This is a genomic window from Streptomyces sp. NPDC001604 (assembly GCF_042893475.1).
Taxonomy (GTDB): domain Bacteria; phylum Actinomycetota; class Actinomycetes; order Streptomycetales; family Streptomycetaceae; genus Streptomyces.
The window spans coordinates 319,143-335,093 of record NZ_JBIAUY010000009.1 but is presented as its reverse complement, the minus strand read 5'-3'; the positions used below and the strand labels follow the sequence as shown (position 1 = coordinate 335,093).

Annotated in this window: 15 protein-coding genes; 5 read left to right on the top strand and 10 right to left on the bottom strand. The window is 72.2% G+C overall.

The annotated features are described in order from the left end of the window. Position 1 precedes the first annotated feature (1 nt). Genes ACFY1E_RS25715 through ACFY1E_RS25700 form a run of 4 tightly spaced genes read right to left on the bottom strand, consistent with a single transcriptional unit; the run spans position 2 to position 4,803 of the window. On the bottom strand, positions 2-1,828 hold the full coding sequence (locus ACFY1E_RS25715) for a sensor histidine kinase (protein WP_389079772.1): 1,827 nt from the start codon (positions 1,826-1,828) through the stop codon (positions 2-4). Next, on the bottom strand, positions 1,825-2,523 hold the full coding sequence (locus ACFY1E_RS25710) for a response regulator transcription factor (protein ID WP_389079770.1): 699 nt from the start codon (positions 2,521-2,523) through the stop codon (positions 1,825-1,827). Before ACFY1E_RS25710 ends, ACFY1E_RS25715 begins: the two co-directional genes overlap by 4 nt. Before the next feature lie 19 nt (positions 2,524-2,542). Next, positions 2,543-3,307, bottom strand: a complete 765-nt coding sequence (locus ACFY1E_RS25705; protein ID WP_389079769.1) for a L,D-transpeptidase family protein — start codon at positions 3,305-3,307, stop codon at positions 2,543-2,545. A gap of 41 nt (positions 3,308-3,348) precedes the next feature. Beyond that, complete coding sequence (locus ACFY1E_RS25700) at positions 3,349-4,803, bottom strand: M1 family metallopeptidase (RefSeq protein WP_389079768.1); 1,455 nt, start codon at positions 4,801-4,803, stop codon at positions 3,349-3,351. 120 nt (positions 4,804-4,923) lie between these two features. Between ACFY1E_RS25700 and ACFY1E_RS25695 the strand changes: the two genes are divergently transcribed. After that, positions 4,924-5,283: a DUF488 domain-containing protein gene (locus tag ACFY1E_RS25695; RefSeq protein WP_389079766.1), complete on the top strand. Its 360-nt coding sequence runs from the start codon at positions 4,924-4,926 to the stop codon at positions 5,281-5,283. Here the strand turns inward: ACFY1E_RS25695 and ACFY1E_RS25690 are convergent. From ACFY1E_RS25690 to ACFY1E_RS25670, 5 genes are all read right to left on the bottom strand, one after another. Next, complete coding sequence (locus tag ACFY1E_RS25690) at positions 5,238-7,028, bottom strand: GMC family oxidoreductase N-terminal domain-containing protein (RefSeq protein WP_389079765.1); 1,791 nt, start codon at positions 7,026-7,028, stop codon at positions 5,238-5,240. The two genes, ACFY1E_RS25695 and ACFY1E_RS25690, sit on opposite strands and share 46 nt — an antisense overlap. 62 nt (positions 7,029-7,090) lie before the next feature. Further along, positions 7,091-8,473 (bottom strand): hypothetical protein, encoded by a 1,383-nt coding sequence (locus ACFY1E_RS25685; RefSeq protein ID WP_389079764.1) that lies wholly within the window; start codon positions 8,471-8,473, stop codon positions 7,091-7,093. Next, the gene (locus ACFY1E_RS25680; protein ID WP_389079762.1) at positions 8,470-9,156 is read right to left on the bottom strand and encodes a FadR/GntR family transcriptional regulator; all 687 of its coding nucleotides are present in this window, start codon (positions 9,154-9,156) and stop codon (positions 8,470-8,472) included. The genes ACFY1E_RS25685 and ACFY1E_RS25680 overlap by 4 nt, the downstream gene beginning before the upstream one ends. A gap of 161 nt (positions 9,157-9,317) precedes the next feature. Continuing rightward, complete coding sequence (locus ACFY1E_RS25675; protein WP_389079761.1) at positions 9,318-10,988, bottom strand: FAD-binding dehydrogenase; 1,671 nt, start codon at positions 10,986-10,988, stop codon at positions 9,318-9,320. Positions 10,989-11,043: 55 nt separating this feature from the next. Continuing rightward, positions 11,044-11,670 carry a TetR/AcrR family transcriptional regulator gene (locus tag ACFY1E_RS25670; RefSeq protein WP_389079759.1) on the bottom strand — a complete coding sequence of 209 codons (627 nt, stop codon included), beginning with the start codon at positions 11,668-11,670 and terminating at the stop codon, positions 11,044-11,046. Positions 11,671-11,798: 128 nt separating this feature from the next. On the opposite strand from ACFY1E_RS25670, the gene ACFY1E_RS25665 reads away from it, so the two are divergent. The 3 genes from ACFY1E_RS25665 to ACFY1E_RS25655 all read left to right on the top strand — a co-directional run bounded on the left by ACFY1E_RS25665 (position 11,799) and on the right by ACFY1E_RS25655 (position 14,621). Continuing rightward, positions 11,799-12,419 (top strand): alpha-ketoglutarate-dependent dioxygenase AlkB, encoded by a 621-nt coding sequence (locus tag ACFY1E_RS25665; protein ID WP_389079830.1) that lies wholly within the window; start codon positions 11,799-11,801, stop codon positions 12,417-12,419. Between the two features lie 178 nt (positions 12,420-12,597). Further along, positions 12,598-13,344: an MBL fold metallo-hydrolase gene (locus tag ACFY1E_RS25660; RefSeq protein ID WP_389079758.1), complete on the top strand. Its 747-nt coding sequence runs from the start codon at positions 12,598-12,600 to the stop codon at positions 13,342-13,344. Between the two features lie 41 nt (positions 13,345-13,385). Further along, entirely contained in the window at positions 13,386-14,621 is a 1,236-nt protein-coding gene (locus ACFY1E_RS25655; RefSeq protein WP_389079756.1) for a DUF4032 domain-containing protein, read from the top strand. Between the two features lies 1 nt (position 14,622). Here the strand turns inward: ACFY1E_RS25655 and ACFY1E_RS25650 are convergent, their stop codons facing one another. Beyond that, positions 14,623-15,495 (bottom strand): universal stress protein, encoded by an 873-nt coding sequence (locus ACFY1E_RS25650; protein WP_389079755.1) that lies wholly within the window; start codon positions 15,493-15,495, stop codon positions 14,623-14,625. A gap of 60 nt (positions 15,496-15,555) precedes the next feature. Between ACFY1E_RS25650 and ACFY1E_RS25645 the strand changes: the two genes are divergently transcribed. Continuing rightward, positions 15,556-15,909, top strand: coding sequence for a VOC family protein (locus ACFY1E_RS25645; protein ID WP_389079754.1), 354 nt, complete (start codon positions 15,556-15,558; stop codon positions 15,907-15,909). Positions 15,910-15,951 lie beyond the last annotated feature (42 nt).

Below are 15,951 nucleotides of genomic sequence, written 5' to 3'. Positions count from 1 at the left end.
CTCAGCTCTTCGGGGCCGGGGCGCCCGGCAGTCGCAGGGTGAACACGGCGCCTGCGCCCGGTTCGCACGCGGCGACGGCAGTTCCGCCGTGGGCTGCCACCAGATGACGCACGATCGGCAGGCCGAGGCCGCTGCCGCCGGTGCGGCGGCTGCGGGATTTCTCGGCCCGCCAGAACCGGTCGAACACGTGCGGCAGATCATCCGGCGCGATGCCCGTGCCGGTGTCGGTGACGGTGAAGACGACGTCTTCGCCGTCGCGGCGGGCTGCCAGGGTGACGGTGCCGTCGGAGGGCGTGTGCCGCAGAGCGTTGGAGACGAGGTTGCCCAGCGCCTGCCGCATGCGCACCGGATCCGCGTCGAGCCACGGGCTGCCGTGCTGTTCGGTGCGTACGGTGACGCCGGCCGCGTCGGCGGCGACCCGGTGGGCTGCGGCGACCTGGTCCAGCAGTTCGTCGGCGCGGACCGGTTCGCGGTGCAGGCGCAGGGTGCCCGCGTCGGCAGCCGCGAGGTCCTGGAGGTCGTCGATGATGCGCTGCAGCACCAGCGCCTCCTCGTGCAGTGAGCCGAGCAGCGCGGGATCTGCGTCGACGAGGCCGTCGCGGGTGACCTCCAGCCAGCCGCGGATGTTGGTCAGCGGGCTGCGCAGTTCGTGCGCGATGTCGCTGACCATGGCCTTGCGCTGGGCCTCCAGCCGGGCGCGCCGCTCGGTGAGGTCGTTGAACGCCTCGGCGAGGATGCCGGTCTCGTCGCGCGTGGTCACCGGCACCCTTACATGCATGTCCGGCGGTTGCTGCGCCGCCTCGGTCAGCGCCCGCAGGGGCCGTACGAGCCGGGTGGCGACGACGGCCGTGACGGCGAGGGTGACGGCGAGGACGAGACCGGCCGCACCAACGATCTTGGCCTTGTTGGCCGGGGACATGTCGAAGCGGGGCGGGGTGGTGTCGTCGCCGCCGAGGTACAGCTCGGCCACGGGTGCGACATACGGGTCGAGTTGGGCGCGCAGGGCGTCGTCGGTGCAGTTCTGCGCCGTCTGCATCGCCTTCGCGTCGCCCGCCTTGGCGAACTTGGCGATGGCGTACCGGCTCACGGGGGTCTTGCCTGGGGGACTGAGCATGAGGTATAGCGGTCTGCCGAGGTCCAGACCGTGCTGGTGCAGACAGGCACGGGCGCCCTGGGTCAGGTCGTCGAGCGCCTTCTTCTCGGTGCCTGTGGGATCGCTGAACAGCCCGTAGCCGCAGTCCTCGGTCGGATAGTCAGGGGCCGCGGTGCCGTCGGAGTTGACGATCATGGGGCGGCCGCTCGGGCTGTGCTCGACCTTGGTCTCGACGCCGTACCGGCGGTAGCACGTGCGCTGTTTCTCCGCGATCGCGTCCAGTTGGGCGCGCTCCTTCGCCGTGAGCCGGTAGGGGCCCACAGCCCGGGGGTCGATTCCGCTGAGCTGGGCGCCGGTCTCGGTGTAGGTGTCGGTGTGCAGGGGGTCGACGGTGGCGGCGGCGCCGAGCGGCAGGGAGGTGCCCTTGCGCGCCGAGTCGGCGATGAGGGTGCGCTCGGGGGTGGTCAGGGCGATGCGCCGGCCCATGGTGGCGGCCAGGGACCGGACGGTGGCCCCGACGCCCTTCCAGTCGGGGTGCGTTGCCGCATACCCGCTGAGTTCCGCGAGGATCCGCATGTCGTCGGCGAGGTCCTGGCCCTGTTCCTCACGCAGGGCACGGGTGGTGGTCTCCACCGCCAGCCAGGCCGTCGCCGCCACCGAGCACACCGCGATCAGCACCGACGCGATCAGCAGCCGCACCAGCAGCCGCTTGCGCAGCGGGATGCGGCGCTTCACGGACGGCCGCCGCTGAGCTTGTAGCCGACCCCGAACACGGTCAGCAGCCGCACCGGCCGGCGCGGGTCGGCCTCGATCTTCTTGCGCAGGTTCATGATGTGGACGTCGACGGCCCGCTCGGTGGAGGCCCGGTCGAAACCGCGGGTGCACTGCAGCAACTGGCGCCGGGTGAAGACCCGTTCGGGCTCCGCGGCCATGGCGAGCAGGATCTGGAACTCGGCCGGTGTGCACTCCACGGGTACGCCGTCGCAGCGCACCTCGTGCCGTTCCGGATCGACGGCGAGCCCGGCCGCCCTGACGACGGGGTCCTCCCGCACGCCGGCCGTCCGGCCACTGCGCCGCAGCACGGTACGGATGCGGGCCATCAGCTCGCGCGGGCTGTACGGCTTGGTCATGTAGTCGTCGGCGCCCAGTTCCAGGCCGAGCAGCACGTCGTCCTCCTCGGACCGTGCGGTCAGCATCAGCACCGGTATGTCCTCCTCACCCCCGCGCAGCACCCGGCACACCCCGAAGCCGTCGACCACGGGCAGCATCAGGTCGAGGACCACGAGGTCGGGTCTGAGCCGGCGGGCGGCGTCCAGGGCGGCCGCGCCGTCATGGACCACCGTGGCCGAGTGACCCTCCGCCAGCAGGGAGCGGCGTATGAGTTCGGCCTGCATCTCGTCGTCCTCGGCGACCAGCACATGTGCGCACACGCGGCGGATCCCAGGCGCTTCAGCGGGCGAGGGACTTCGCGTCGCCCATGACGACGACGGGGTGAAGGGCGGGGTCGAGCGTGCGCAGCAGTTCCTTCATGTGCTGCTCCGAGACGCTGACGCAGCCGTGGGTGGGGCCACCGTGGTCGACGTGGAACCAGATGCCGCCGCCGCGGCCCGCGCCGAGGGGCCGGGTCCAGTCGAGGGGCGAAGTACCGGGTTTGCGGTTGTAGTTGATGGCGATCACGTAGTCGAAGGAGCCGGCGAGGGGCTCGCCCTCGAAGCCCGTGCCGGGTGAGGTGAAGGCGCCGGAGCGGTGGTAGGGCAGCCTCGTCCCGGGATCGCCGAGCAGCCCACCTGCGTCGGTGAGGCTGTACACGCCGACGGGCGAGCGCAGGTCGCCGCCCGTGTGGTGCTCGGACCAGCCCTTGAGCGCGTTGTGCGCGGGCCAGCTCGCACCGGCCTGCCAGCCTGCCGCGGTGCGCTCGTACAGCACGACCGTGGACAGCGGGGAGTTCCTGTCGCGCCCGGTGACGACGACTGCCTGGCGGGCGTCGGCGGGTATCGCGGCCAGGGTCTTCGGTCCCAGGCCGGGCAGGTGCAGCGGGGCGGCCTGGACGGACATCTCCGGCGAGGGCGGGGCGAGGGCGGCGACGTCCGGTGTGTTCGTGCCGGCCGTGGGGGCGCCGGACGGGTGGCCCGGCGACGCCACTGCCCCGCCGCCGCATCCCGTGAGGAACAGGGATGCGGCGAGCAGGACGACACGGGGTCTATTCATGATCACGGATCGACTGTGACCGACACATGTGAGGAACTCGTCAGGTTCTAGGCTTGGTTCGGTTTCCCCGGACTGTACAGCCACGTGGTGAACAGGTGGTCAAGGTTCTTGCCCGACTTCCGTTCGGCGAGGCGGACGAACTGTGCGGTCGTCCCGTTTCCGTCGCGGTGTTCGGCCGCCCAGGCCCGCAGGATGCCGAAGAACGTGCGGTCGCCGACGGCGGTGCGCAGTTCGTGCAGGGCCATGGCGCCGCGCGCGTAGACGGGGGTGTCGAAGATGTTCTTGCCGCTGCCGGGGTCGCCGGGCGGGAACGCCCACAGATGGTCGCTCGCCGGGTGGTGGTAGAGGCCGTCGAAGGTCTTCTGGGCGCTGTCGCCGCCGTGCTGCTCGCTGTAGAGCCACTCGGCGTAGGTCGCGAAGCCCTCGTTGAGCCAGATGTCCTTCCAGGAGGTGAGCGACACGGAGTCGCCGAACCACTGGTGGGCGTTCTCGTGGACGAGGGTGCTCAGGTCCGGCGCCGAGTCGTACAGCGGGCGCGACTGCGTCTCCAGCGCGTACCCGACGTCCGGCGCGTGGTCCACGATCGAACCGGCGTTGCGGAACGGGTACGGCCCGAAGAGCTTGCGCTCCCACTCCAGGACGGACGGCAGCTTCTTCAGTACGGGGGCCGCCCGGGACGCCTCGCGCGGGTCGACGGCGTTGTAGACGCGGATGCCGTCGCGGGTGGTGTACTGCTCGACCTTGAACTTCCCGATCGTCGCCGTGGCGAGGTAGGCGGCCATGGGTTCGCCCTGGCGCCAGTGGAAGGTGGTGTGCCCGTGCGCGGTCCGCTGCCCGACCAGGACGCCGTTGGCCACGGCGGTGCGGTTCTCGGGGACGGTGACCGTGATGTCGTACGAGGACTTGTCCTTGGGGTGGTTGTTCGCCGGGAACCAGGTCATGGCGCCCTGCGGCTCCCCGGCGACGAAGGCGCCGTCGTCGGTCTTTATCCAGCCGTCGGCCGAGCCGTCGGGGTCGGTCACCTGCTTGGGGATGCCGCTGTAGGTGACGGTGACGCGGAACTTCTCGCCCTTGTGCAGGGGCCGGTGCGGGGTGACGACGAGTTCCTGGCCGTCGCGGCGGTACTGCGCACGGTCGTGGTCGACGGTCAGGCCGGTGACCTTCAGCCCCTTGAAGTCGAGGTCGAAACGGGTCAGGTCCTCGGTGGCGCGGGCCGTGAGAACGGCGGTGCCGTCGAGGTGACGGCTCGTCGGGTCGTACCGCAGGGTCAGGTCGTAGTGGTCGACGTGGTAGCCGCCGTTGCCGGCGAGCGGGAAGTACGGGTCACCGACACCCGAGGCGCCACCGGTGCCGGCGGTCGCGGGCCCGGCGGCGGCGAGCAGCGCCGCGAGGGCGACCGGAACGGTCGCGGTCAGGGCCTCGCGGCGAAGGACGGTGGTGTGTCTGACGGCGTGTCCGCTGGACTGCCTCACATGCGCTCCCGGGGGGTGGCCGATGATCATATGAACCCAGATTATGGGCAGCGCTCCACGGTTTCCTCCTCGATTGGGTCAAGTGATACGGCGTCACCCGGCGCCTGCGCACTACGCTCGACGTCACCCACCACCCAGAAAGGCCAGATCGTGAGCGTTCGCGTGCGTCGCGTCTACGAACCGCCCGAGCCGGACGACGGTGTACGCGTGCTGGTCGACCGGCTGTGGCCGCGCGGCCTGTCCAAGGACGCCGCGCACGTGGACGAGTGGCCCAAGGCCCTCACCCCGTCGACCGAACTGCGCCGCTGGTATCACGCGGGCGAGGGGTCGTTCGAGGAGTTCGCCGACCGTTACGAGGCGGAGCTGGACGCCCCGGAGGCGGCCGAACTGCTCGGTCACATCCGGGAGTTGGCGGGCAAGGGACCCGTGACGCTGCTGACCGCGTCCAAGGAGCCCGAGCAGAGTCATGCCGAGGTGCTGGTCCGGCTGCTGGGTTCGCGTTCGAGGTAGGTCTCGGTGACGGCCAGGGCGGCCGCCATGATGCTCAGTTGCGGGTTCACCTCCGGGCAGCCCGGCAGGACGGAGGCATCGGTGACGAGGACGCCGTCGACGCCTCGCAGCCGGCCCTCGGCGTCGGCCGGTGCCCGCTCGGGGTCACTGCCCGCGGCGACCGTGCCGGCCGGGTGGAAGGCCGACAGGTGCAGGTCCCGCGGGGTGATCCCGGTGAGCAGCGCGTCGAGTTCCGGGAGGGTGCGGGCGCGCGGCGCCCGTGGGATGCCGGTGAGCACCTCCAGGGCCCCGGCGGCGAGGAGGATACGGCCCATGGCGCGTACGGCCGTCAAGAGCCGGGCGCCGTCGCGGGGGTCCAGGCGGTAGCGGACGAGGGTGCGGTCGCGGCCCAGGACCCGGCCGGAGGGCCGGTCGGCGATCATGGCGCCGAGGATGGCCAGCCGGTCGGCCCCTTCCAGTTCACGGCGCAGGGAGCGTCCGAGGCCGGGGAGGACGAAGCTGCTCATGCCGGGCGGGCTCGCGGTCGCCTCGATCAGGATCCCGCGGTCGTGCAACTCCTCGACGCCGGTGCTCTGCAGGACGCCTTCCCAGGAGGTGACCGGTTCCGTGAAGCGGCCGGCGACGCTGGTGGCCGGGTGCACGCTGAGGTTGCGGCCGAGGCGGGGATGACCGCCCAGGCCGCTGCGGCGCAGCAGCGGCGGAGTCTGCAGGGCGCCCGCGGCCGTGACGACGAGGGGGCTGAGGATCTCCAGTTCGCTGCCGTCCGCCCGGCGGGCCAGGACGCCGGCGGCCCGTGGCGGGCCAGGGCGGTCGCGGTCCAGCAGGATCCGCAGCACGCGCGCTCCGGTGACGATGCGCGCTCCGTGGGCGCAGGCGTCGGGCAGCACGGACAGCTGCACGCTCTGCTTGGCGCCGGTGGGACAGCCCACCACGCACTGGCAGGAGCCCCTGCAGCCCGGCGCGTTGCGGCGCAGCGGGCCGGCCCGCCAGCCGAGTCGTTCGGCGCCGGCCAGGGCGAGCAGGCCGTTGGCGCCGAGGACGTCGAGGGGCTGGCCGGCGACGCGCAGGGTGCGTTCGATCTCGTCCAGCCGAGCGGGAAAGCCCTCGGCGAGGCGGAAGCCGTGGCGGCCGCGCCAGCGGTCGAGGACATGCTCCGGAGTGCGGTAGCAGGTGCCGGAGTTGACGACGGTGGTACCGCCGACGGCCCGTCCGACCGGCAGCAGCAACGGCGGATCGCCCAGCGCCGCGGTCGCTCCGCCGTCCCGGTACAGATCGGTGAAGCGGTCCAGCGGTGCGCGGCGGCCGAAGGAGGCCGTCGTGTGGTGCTCGCCCTCCTCCAGCACCACGACGGCGAGTCCCGCCCGCGCGAGAGTACGGGCGGCGACGGCTCCGCCGGCGCCCGATCCCACGACGACGGCGTCCGCGGTGGCCCGCGCGGGCCACTCCCCGGCCGGCATGCAGTCCAGGGGCGGATCCTCGGGCGCAACCGGCGCCCGTGGGGCGGGCGTTCGCTCGGTGGCCGCGGCGAGCAGCACCGGAACCTTGAGAAGATCCAGCGCCGGTACGAGTCCGGGACGCGCGGCAAGGGAGCCGAGTACCATCTCGCGCTCGTCGGCAGTGAGGGCGGCCAGCCGGCGCCCGCTGTGCACGACGGCGTACGCGTCCACGGCGAGCGCGGCGCCCTGCACTGCAGCTCGTACGGGCCCGGGCAGTGCGGACAGAAACCTCTCAAGCCTGCCAGGCACCCGCGCAAGCCACTCCTCGCCCCCCGTGTCGCCAAGCAGAGCGGCCACCAGCCCCCGCCCGCTCACCGGTCCCCCACCTCGGCGTGTGCGGTGCCCTGGAGCGTCCACGTGGCTTCGGGGCGCCAGTGGCCCCACCAGCGCTCCAGGAGGATCTCCGCGTCGGCGCTCTCGCTGTTGCGGCACACCGCCGGGGCGCCGTCCGGGTCGCGGTAGTCCAGGGCGAGCGTGCGCTCGGCCGGCTGGGTGACCTCGATGCGGATGCGGCGCAGCAGCGTGCGGCCGGTCACCGTCCACTCCGGCAGTCCGATGCGGGCCCGGAACCGTCCGATGCCGAACAGGCCCACGGCGGAGCGCTCCGCCCGGCGCGGCCAGGTGCGGTCGCCGTGTCGCAGGCGCAGGAAGACGAGCGGGGGCAGCCTCCGCAGTACGGGCCGCGTGGACACCGCTGCGATCGCCTCGAGGACGTCGCCGTCGCCCAGTTCCGCGTGGAGCCACGCCCAGCGACGGGCGTTGCCGTGGCCGTGGATGCGGGCCGAGGCGCCGGGAGCGCCGCGCAGACTCAGCGTCTGCTTTCCGTCGCTGAAGGTTCCGTCGTACGTGGCTCGGGCCGCCGGAAGCATGTGGGCGGCGGGGAGCAGGAGGTGCCGCCAGGACCAGCGGGGAAAGGTGAACAGGGGTGCGGCCAGGGGACGTTCGGCAAGGTCCCAGTGGAAGTCTCCGGCGGTTCCGGTCAGTTGCCCCGGGGCGACAGAGACGCCGGGGGCTGTGTATCCGTGCGTGGGGTTGTTCCAGGGGGCGGGCCCGAAGCGGGCGTGGCGGACCTCTCCGCCGGGCGGGAAGGCGGCGGCCCAGCCGTGGGCGTACGGTGCGGATCCGTCGGTGGGCGAGACCAGTTCGTGGTGGAGCCAGATGCCGGTGCCGGTGGTGGGGTCGGTCAGGGTGGTGTACCAGACCTCGGTGCGGCCGGGGCTGCCGTCCCAGCGCGGTGCGAGGAACTGGGCCGGGTCCTCCTGCCGGGGAAAGCGGAAGCTCAGGAGGAAGGGTGCCAGGCCGGTGGTGACGGGGAAACGGAGGGTGCCCTGGCCGGCCCGCACGCCGTCCTCGTACAGCGTGAACGGCAGCACGGTCATCGAGCTCACCGGATGACGCGGGGTGACGGACTTCCAGCCGTCCAGGGTCAAGAGGCGGCCGTCGGCGGTGAACGTGAGCCGGTAGCGGATGCGGCGGCGGGCGAGCGGCGAGATCTCCAACTCGCCCGTGGCGTCCGGGTCGTCGGCCAGTCCGCCGATGCGTACACGGCCGCCGAGCCGGGCCCGGGTGGTGCGGTGCGGGCGCAGGACCTCGTCGGCCTCGGCCCGCAGGTCGAGACGGATACGGCGGACCGGGTCCCGGCCGTCGAGCCGGACCGTGCCGAGCATGGTCTCCGTGAACGAGGTGCCCCTCATGCCAGTCCCTCCAGCATGATGCGTTCGGTGTCGCGCAGATAGGCGTCGGCCGCTGTATGGGCCTGGCGGCTGTCGCCGGACGTCACCGCCTCCACCACGGGAGCGAGGCGCCGGTGGGCGGTTCCGGCGTCGGTGAAGGGCCCGCGCAGGGCGGCGCGGACGGGGAGGTAGGCGTTGAAGAGCGTGTTGGTCAGCAGGACGTAGACCCGGTTCCCGGTCGCCCGGGCGAGGGCGCGGTGCACCTCGACGTCGGCCAGCTGCACGGCGTCCGCGCCGTCCGCGTCCCGTACGGCCTCCAGGAGGCGGCGCAGTTCGGCGTGGTGGGCCCGGGTGGCCCGGGCCGCCGCCCGCTCGGCGATCAACGCGCCCACGGACCGCCGTACTTCGAAGATCTCGCGGACCCACTTCGCGTCGTGCCGCACGAGCATCGGCAGGAGGTCCGCGCCGCCCAGCCGGGCGTAGTCGCGGACCTTGGTGCCGACGCCGTGCCGGGTCTCCAGCAGGCCGGCCTGGACGAGGCGGCCGAAGGCGTGTTTGAGGGTGGTGCGGGTGACGCCGTAGCCGTCGGCCAGTTGACGCTCCGGGGGCAGATAGCTGCCCGCCGGATGGCGTCCGGCCAGGATGTCCTCGCGCAGCCGGGCCTCGAGGACGTCCACGATCGTCTCGCGGGGCAGTGCCTCCACGGATGCCTCCTCGCAGCGAAGCAGTGGATGAGTGGCTCAGCCACTGAAGCAGCGGAGGTGTCCGTGGGTCAATCCCCTTGCAGCCGCGGTCTGTTCCTGCGCGGACGTGGCAGGGGGCGGTCGGGCTCGTTCCCCGACCGCCCCCTGCCGCGCGCCCGTGCTCAGGCGGTCTGCTTCGCCGCCGCCCGGCCGGCTGCCCGCCCGGAGAAGAGGCAGCCGCCGAGGAAGGTGCCCTCCAGGGCGTTGTAGCCGTGCACGCCTCCGCCGCCGAAGCCCGCCACCTCGCCGGCCGCGTAGAGACCGTCGATCGGGTTGCCGTCGACGCCCAGGGCGCGGGAGTCCAGGTCGGTCTGGATGCCGCCGAGCGTCTTGCGGGTGAGGACGTGCAGCTTGACGCCGATGAGCGGGCCGGCCGCCGGGTCGAGGATGCGGTGCGGGGTGGCGACGCGGCCGAGGCGGTCACCGATGTAGCGGCGGGCGTTGCGGATGCCCTGGATCTGGGAGTCCTTGCTGTAGGGGTTGGCGACCTGCCGGTCGCGCGCCTCGATCTGGCGGCGCAGCGCGTCCGCGTCGAGCAGCGGCTTGTCCGTCAACTCGTTCATCCTGGTGACGAGTTGTTCCAGGGTGGGTGCGGTCACGAAGTCGGCGCCCTTGCGCAGGAACGCGTCGACCGGAGCCGGGGCGCCCTTGCCCAGGCGGTTCTTCAGGACCGCGCCCTTGTCCTTGGCGGTGATGTCGGGGTTCTGCTCGGAGCCCGACAGCGCGAACTCCTTCTCGATGATCTTCTGAGTGAGGATGAACCAGGAGTGGTCGTAGTCCGCGATGTCCGGGGTGGTGCGCAGGTACTTGAGGGTGCCGAGGGTGTCGTAGCCCGGCAGGCAGGGGTCGGGCAGTCGGCGGCCGAGGGCGTCGAACCAGAGGGAGGACGGGCCGGGCAGGATGCGGATGCCGTGGCCGGGCCAGATCGGGTCCCAGTTCTGCAGGCCCTCGGTGTAGTGCCACATGCGGTCGCGGTTGACCAGGCGGACGCCGGCCCCGGCGCTGATGTCGAGCATGCGGCCGTCGACGTAGGCGGGGACGCCGGTGACCATCTCGGTGGGCGGGGTGCCGAGGCGCTCGGGCCAGTAGCGGCGGACGATGTCGTGGTTGGCGCCGATGCCGCCGGTGGTGACGACGACGGCCTGGGCGGTGAGTTCGAAGTCGCCGATGCGGTCGCGGTTGGAGGCGACGCCCCGGGGCGAGCGGTCCTCGGCGAGCACCGTGCCGCGCACTCCGCGGGCGGCACCTTCCTCGATCACCAGCTCGTCGACCTGGTGGCGGTGGTAGAAGGTCAGCAGTCCGTCGCGGGCGGCCTGCTTGGCGTGGTCGACGAACGGCTCCACCACGCCGGTGCCGGTGCCCCAGGTGACATGGAAGCGGGGGACGGAGTTGCCGTGCCCGTCGGCCCGCAGGTCACCGCGTTCGGCCCAGCCGACCGTCGGCAGCAGCTTGATGCCGTGCCCGTCCAGCCAGGACCGCTTCTCGCCCGCCGCCCACTCCACGTAGGCGCGGGCCCAGCGCACCGCCCAGGAGTCCTCGTCGTCGACCCGGTCGAAGCCTGCGCTGCCCTGCCAGTCGTTCCAGGCCAGGTCGAAGGAGTCCTTGATGCCGAGGCGGCGCTGCTCCGGGGAGTCGACGAGGAACAGCCCGCCGAAGGACCAGAACGCCTGGCCGCCCAGGTTGGCGGCGTTCTCCTGGTCGACCAGCGCGACCCTGCGGCCCCGGCTGGTGAGCTCGTGCGCGGCGACCAGGCCCGCGAGGCCCGCTCCGACGACGATGACGTCCGCATCCATGGCGAGGGTTCCTTTGCTCGTTGGGTGGTCCGGTTGAGGGGCTCGTTCGGGGATCTCACCGGGAGGTGTTGCTGCCGTCGGTCAGCAGCGCGGTGAGCAGTTGCTTGAGCCAGCCGCGGGCGCCGTCGACGTCCTTGTCCAGCAGCAGTTGGGTGGTGACACCGTCGTACGCGGCGACCACGGCGTGCGCCGCGCCGTCGATGTCGCCGAGCACGGCGGGCAGTTGGGCGAGGCCCTGGGCACGGGCGAGCCGGTCGGCGACCGCCTGCCGCAGCCGCGCCCGGTGTTCGAGCAGGGTCTCGGCGACCTGCGGGTCGCGGGCGGCGTGCACCAGGAAGTCCGTCTTCACCAGCAGCCAGTCCAGGTCGAGGAGCAGTACTTCGGTGACGCGGTCGACGGCGGCGGGCACGTCCAGGTCCGGTCCGTCCAGGGCGAGGGCACCGGAGACCTGGTCCGCGATGAGGTCGGCGCGCTCCTGGTAGAGGGCGAAGAACAGCTCGTCCAGGCTGTCGAAGTTGGAGTAGAAGGCTCCCCTGCTGTACCCGGCGGCCTCGCAGACCTCCTCGATGGAGACCCGCCCGAAGCCCTTGGCGGCGAACACGGCGAAGGCGGCCTCGAGGAGGTTGGCGCGGGTGCGGACCCGGCGCCTGGTCACACGTGGGGCCGTCTGCTGGGGCGTCATCTTCGACCTCCGTTCGATACAGGAATGTATCCGATACACCGATGTATCGGAAGGTGGGTCCGGCGCCATTCCGATCGACCGTGATAGGAACAGATTTTCGAATAGAGGAGTAGGCTGAATCCGTGGACATGCACCTCCAGGGCTCGCTCTTCGACCAGACCGACGAGCTGCGTCTCGGCTCCCTCGACGGGATCCGCCGGACGCACCTCGGCCTCGGCGCCTGGATCGACGTCCTGCCCGGATGGCTCGCCGGCTCGGACACGCTGTTCGAACAGCTGGCCGCCGAGGTGCCCTGGCGCGCGGAGCGCCGCACGATGTACGACCAGGTCGTGGACGTACCCCGGCTGCTCGCGTTCTACGGTGTGGGCGACACACTCCCGCACCCGGTGCTGGACGAGGCCCGCGAGGTCCTGTCCGCGCACTATGCCGACGAGCTGGGCGAGCCGTTCACCACGGCCGGGCTCTGCTACTACCGCGACGGGCGGGACAGTGTCGCCTGGCACGGCGACCGGATCGGGCGGGGCGCCCGCGAGGACACCATGGTCGCCATCCTCTCCGTGGGCACGCCCCGCGATCTGCTGCTGCGTCCGATGGGGGGCGGCGAGAGCGTGCGGCGCCCGCTGGGACACGGCGATCTCATCGTGATGGGCGGCTCCTGCCAGCGAACCTGGGAGCACTCCGTCCCGAAGACCACACGCGCCGCGGGACCGCGCATCAGCATCCAGTTCCGCCCGCACGGCGTGCAGTGAGGCGGAGAGGCGGCCGCTTCGGCTGCACGCAGGGGGCTGCCTCCGGTGGACGGTGCCGGAGGCAGCCCTTCGGCATGCCCCCTGAGCCCGTAGATTGGCGCGGACCTGCCGCTTCCGGTGCGGGCCGGGTCTGCTTTGCTTGTGCCGTCGGGCAGGGACCTCACCACGCGGGGCAATCATGCAGGCAGACGTACGGCAAGTCGCCGACGGCATTCACCTGGTACACGGCAGCAACACCAACTGGGTGATCCTCACCGAGGGCGACGAGATCACCCTGGTGGACACCGGCTACCTCGGGGACCGGGAGCAGCTGCTCGCCTCGCTGGAGGCGGTGGGCGGTGCACCGGAGGCCGTCGCGGCGGTGCTGATCACCCACGCGCACAACGACCATCTGGGCTCCGCCGAGTATCTGCGCTGCACCTACGGCACGCCGGTGTATCTCCACGAGGCCGAAGTGCCGCACGCACGCCGGGACTTCCTGCAGCAGGTGACCGTCGGGCAGGTCGTCAAGAACAGCTGGCGGCCAGGGGTCCTGCCCTGGTCGGTGCACACCTTGCGCGCCGGCGGCATGGCCCATGTGCCGGTCGCCGCCCCGGAACCGTTCCCGGCGGCGGGCCCGCTGGACCTGCCGGGCCGCCCCGTGCCGGTGCACACGCCCGGCCACACCGACGGCCACACCGCCTTCCATCTGCCGGACGCCGGGGCGCTGATCTCGGGCGACGCCCTGGCCACCGGCCACGCCACCTCGCGGATCCAGGGGCCGCAGCTGCTGCCCGACATGTTCCACCACGAGCGGGCCCGCGCCGTGGCCTCGCTGGACATCCTGGCCGCGCTGAACGGCGAACTGCTGCTGCCGGGGCACGGCCCGGTGCACCGCGGTCCAGTACGTGAAGCGGCACTTCAGGCCAAGGAGCGTGCCCTCTAAGGTGAGGTGACGATCACCCGCGAGGCAAGGACACGCACGCCATGGCACTGCAGATCAGCGCGACGAACCCGGAGCACCCCGCGCTCCTGCTGGCCCTGCCCTGGCACCTGCCCCTGGAGGAGTGGCCCGACGAATACCTCGTCCCGCTGCCGCGCGGCATATCCCGCCACGTCGTGCGCTACGCCCGCGCCGGCGACGAGGTGATCGCCGTCAAGGAACTCGCCGAACGGCCCGCCCTGCGCGAGTACGAGCTGCTGCGCGACCTGGACCGGCTCGGCATCCCCGCGGTGGACCCGCTGGCCGTGGTCACCGGACGCACCGGCGAGGACGGCGACCCGCTGGAACCGGTGCTGATCACCCGGCATCTGCGCGGCTCACAGCCGTACCGCTCGATGTTCGAGACGACGATGCGCCCGGCCACCATGCACCGCCTCATGGACGCCCTGGCCGTGCTGCTGGTGCGCCTGCACCTGGCCGGGTTCGCCTGGGGCGACTGCTCGCTGTCCAACACCCTCTTCCGGCGCGACGCGGGCGCCTACGCCGCCTACCTCGTGGACGCCGAGACCGGCGATCTGCACCCCCAGCTCAGCGGCGGGCAGCGCGAGTACGACCTCGACCTCGCCCGCGTGAACATCAGCGGCGAGCTGCTGGACCTGGAGGCCTCGGGTGCGCTGCACCCGTCCGTCGACCCGGTCGAGTTCGGCATGGAGATCTGCGCCCGCTACGGGGACCTGTGGCAGGAGCTGACCCGCACCTCCGTGTACCCGGCGGGCAAGTACCACTACATCGAGCGCCGCATCCGCCGCCTCAACGAACTCGGTTTCGACGTGGCCGAGATGCAGATCCAGCACTCCTCCAACGGGGACACGGTCACCTTCGTCCCCAAGGTCGTCGACGCCGGCCACCACCAGCGCCAACTCCTGCGACTGACCGGGCTGGACGCGGAGGAGAACCAGGCGCGGCGGCTGCTGAACGACCTGGAGAGCTGGATGGCCACCCAGGACGACTACGCGCCCGGCGATCCCCTCGCGGCCCGCCCCGAGGTGCTGGCCCACCGGTGGGTACGGGACGTCTTCCGGCCCACCGTGCGCGCCGTACCCCTCGAACTGCGTGGCGCGATGGACCCGGCGGAGATCTACCACGAGCTGCTCGAACACCGTTGGTACCTGTCCGAGCGGGCGCAGCACGACATCGGGCTGGACACGGCGGTCGAGGACTACATCGAGAACGTGCTGCCCAAGGCGCGCGAGACCCTGGAACCGGTCACCCCGGAGTGACTCAGGCGTGCGGGACCACGGCCACCGGGCAGTCGGCGTGGTGCAGGACGCCGTGCGTCACCGAGCCGATGCGGGCGCCGACGGCCGTGCGGTGCGCGCGCCGGCCGACGACCATCAGCTGGGCCCGCGCGGCCACCGACAGCAGCACCTGGCCCGCGCTGCCGATCTCCAGGTGCTCGATCACGTGCACGTCGGGGAAGCGCTCCCGCCAGGGCTGCAGTGCGGCGGCCAGTGCCTTCGCCTCGAACGGTTCCAGGCCGCCTGCCTCTTCGAGGAGGTGCATCGAGCCCGGGCTGTACGCGAACACCGGCGGCAGCGTCCAGGCCCGCACCGCCCGCACGGTGGCGCCGCGGGCGGCCGCCGTCTCGAAGGCGAACCGCAGGGTGTCGGCGCTGTCGTCCGGTTGGCCCTGCTGGCCGACCACCACCTCACGTCCGGCGGCCTCGGCTGCCGGCTGGTCGCCCGCGCGCACGAGCACCACCGGCCGCGTCGCCCCGGCGATCACCTGCTGCCCCACGGAGCCGAGCAGGAAGCCGACGACGGGTCCGTGCCCGCGTGAGCCGAGCACCAGCATCTCGGCCTGAGCGGCCGCAGCGAGCAGCGTGTCGACCGTCTCCCCCGCCACGACGTCCGTGGCGACGTCGAGGCCCGGATGGCGCGCGGTGACACTCCGCACGGCCTCGGCCAGCGCGTCCTGCACCCAGCCGGCCTGGGTATCCGGGTCCGCCGCGTCGATCGCCTCGTGCGGCTGGAAGCGCCAGGCCCGCACCACACGCAGCGCCAGCCCCCGGCGAACCGCCTCCCTGGCCGCCCAGTGCAGTGCCGCGATGCTCTCCTCGGTTCCGTCGACACCTGCGGTGATCGGGCGGGTCATGCGGCTGCCTCCAGTCTCGTGATCAGGTCACTCGGACCCAGTCTTCACTACGCTCCTGCCATGGCCTTGGAATGGGAGCAAGTGGTTGTCGACGCGGCCGACCCCCTCACGCTGGGACGCTGGTGGGCCGAAGCGCTCGGCTGGGTCGTGGTGAACGACGCGGCCGACGAGTACGAGATCCGGCCGGAGAAGGACCGGCTGCCGGGGCTGCTGTTCGTCCCCGTCCCGGAGGGCAAGACCGTCAAGAACCGTCTCCATCTCGACTTCCGCCCCGACGACCGGGACGCCGAGGTGGCCCGGCTGCTGGCGCTGGGCGCGCGGCGCGTGGACGTCGGACAGGGTGAGCAGTCGTGGGTGGTACTGGCGGATCCCGAGGGGAACGAGTTCTGCGTGCTCTCGTCGAGGCACCGCTGAGCGGCGGCCCCGCCGTATACCGGAGCGAAGCAGGACGATCGA

Excerpts from the sequence above, each read along its gene's own strand:
- ACFY1E_RS25670 (WP_389079759.1), bottom strand. The coding sequence starts at position 11,670 with ATGACGCCCCAGCAGACGGCCCCACGTGTGACCAGGCGCCGGGTCCGC.
- ACFY1E_RS25645 (WP_389079754.1), top strand. The coding sequence starts at position 15,556 with ATGGCCTTGGAATGGGAGCAAGTGGTTGTCGACGCGGCCGACCCCCTC.
- ACFY1E_RS25660 (WP_389079758.1), top strand. The coding sequence starts at position 12,598 with ATGCAGGCAGACGTACGGCAAGTCGCCGACGGCATTCACCTGGTACAC.
- ACFY1E_RS25650 (WP_389079755.1), bottom strand. The coding sequence starts at position 15,495 with ATGACCCGCCCGATCACCGCAGGTGTCGACGGAACCGAGGAGAGCATC.
- ACFY1E_RS25700 (WP_389079768.1), bottom strand. The coding sequence starts at position 4,803 with ATGATCATCGGCCACCCCCCGGGAGCGCATGTGAGGCAGTCCAGCGGA.
- ACFY1E_RS25655 (WP_389079756.1), top strand. The coding sequence starts at position 13,386 with ATGGCACTGCAGATCAGCGCGACGAACCCGGAGCACCCCGCGCTCCTG.
- ACFY1E_RS25675 (WP_389079761.1), bottom strand. The coding sequence starts at position 10,988 with ATGGATGCGGACGTCATCGTCGTCGGAGCGGGCCTCGCGGGCCTGGTC.
- ACFY1E_RS25685 (WP_389079764.1), bottom strand. The coding sequence starts at position 8,473 with ATGAGGGGCACCTCGTTCACGGAGACCATGCTCGGCACGGTCCGGCTC.
- ACFY1E_RS25665 (WP_389079830.1), top strand. The coding sequence starts at position 11,799 with ATGCACCTCCAGGGCTCGCTCTTCGACCAGACCGACGAGCTGCGTCTC.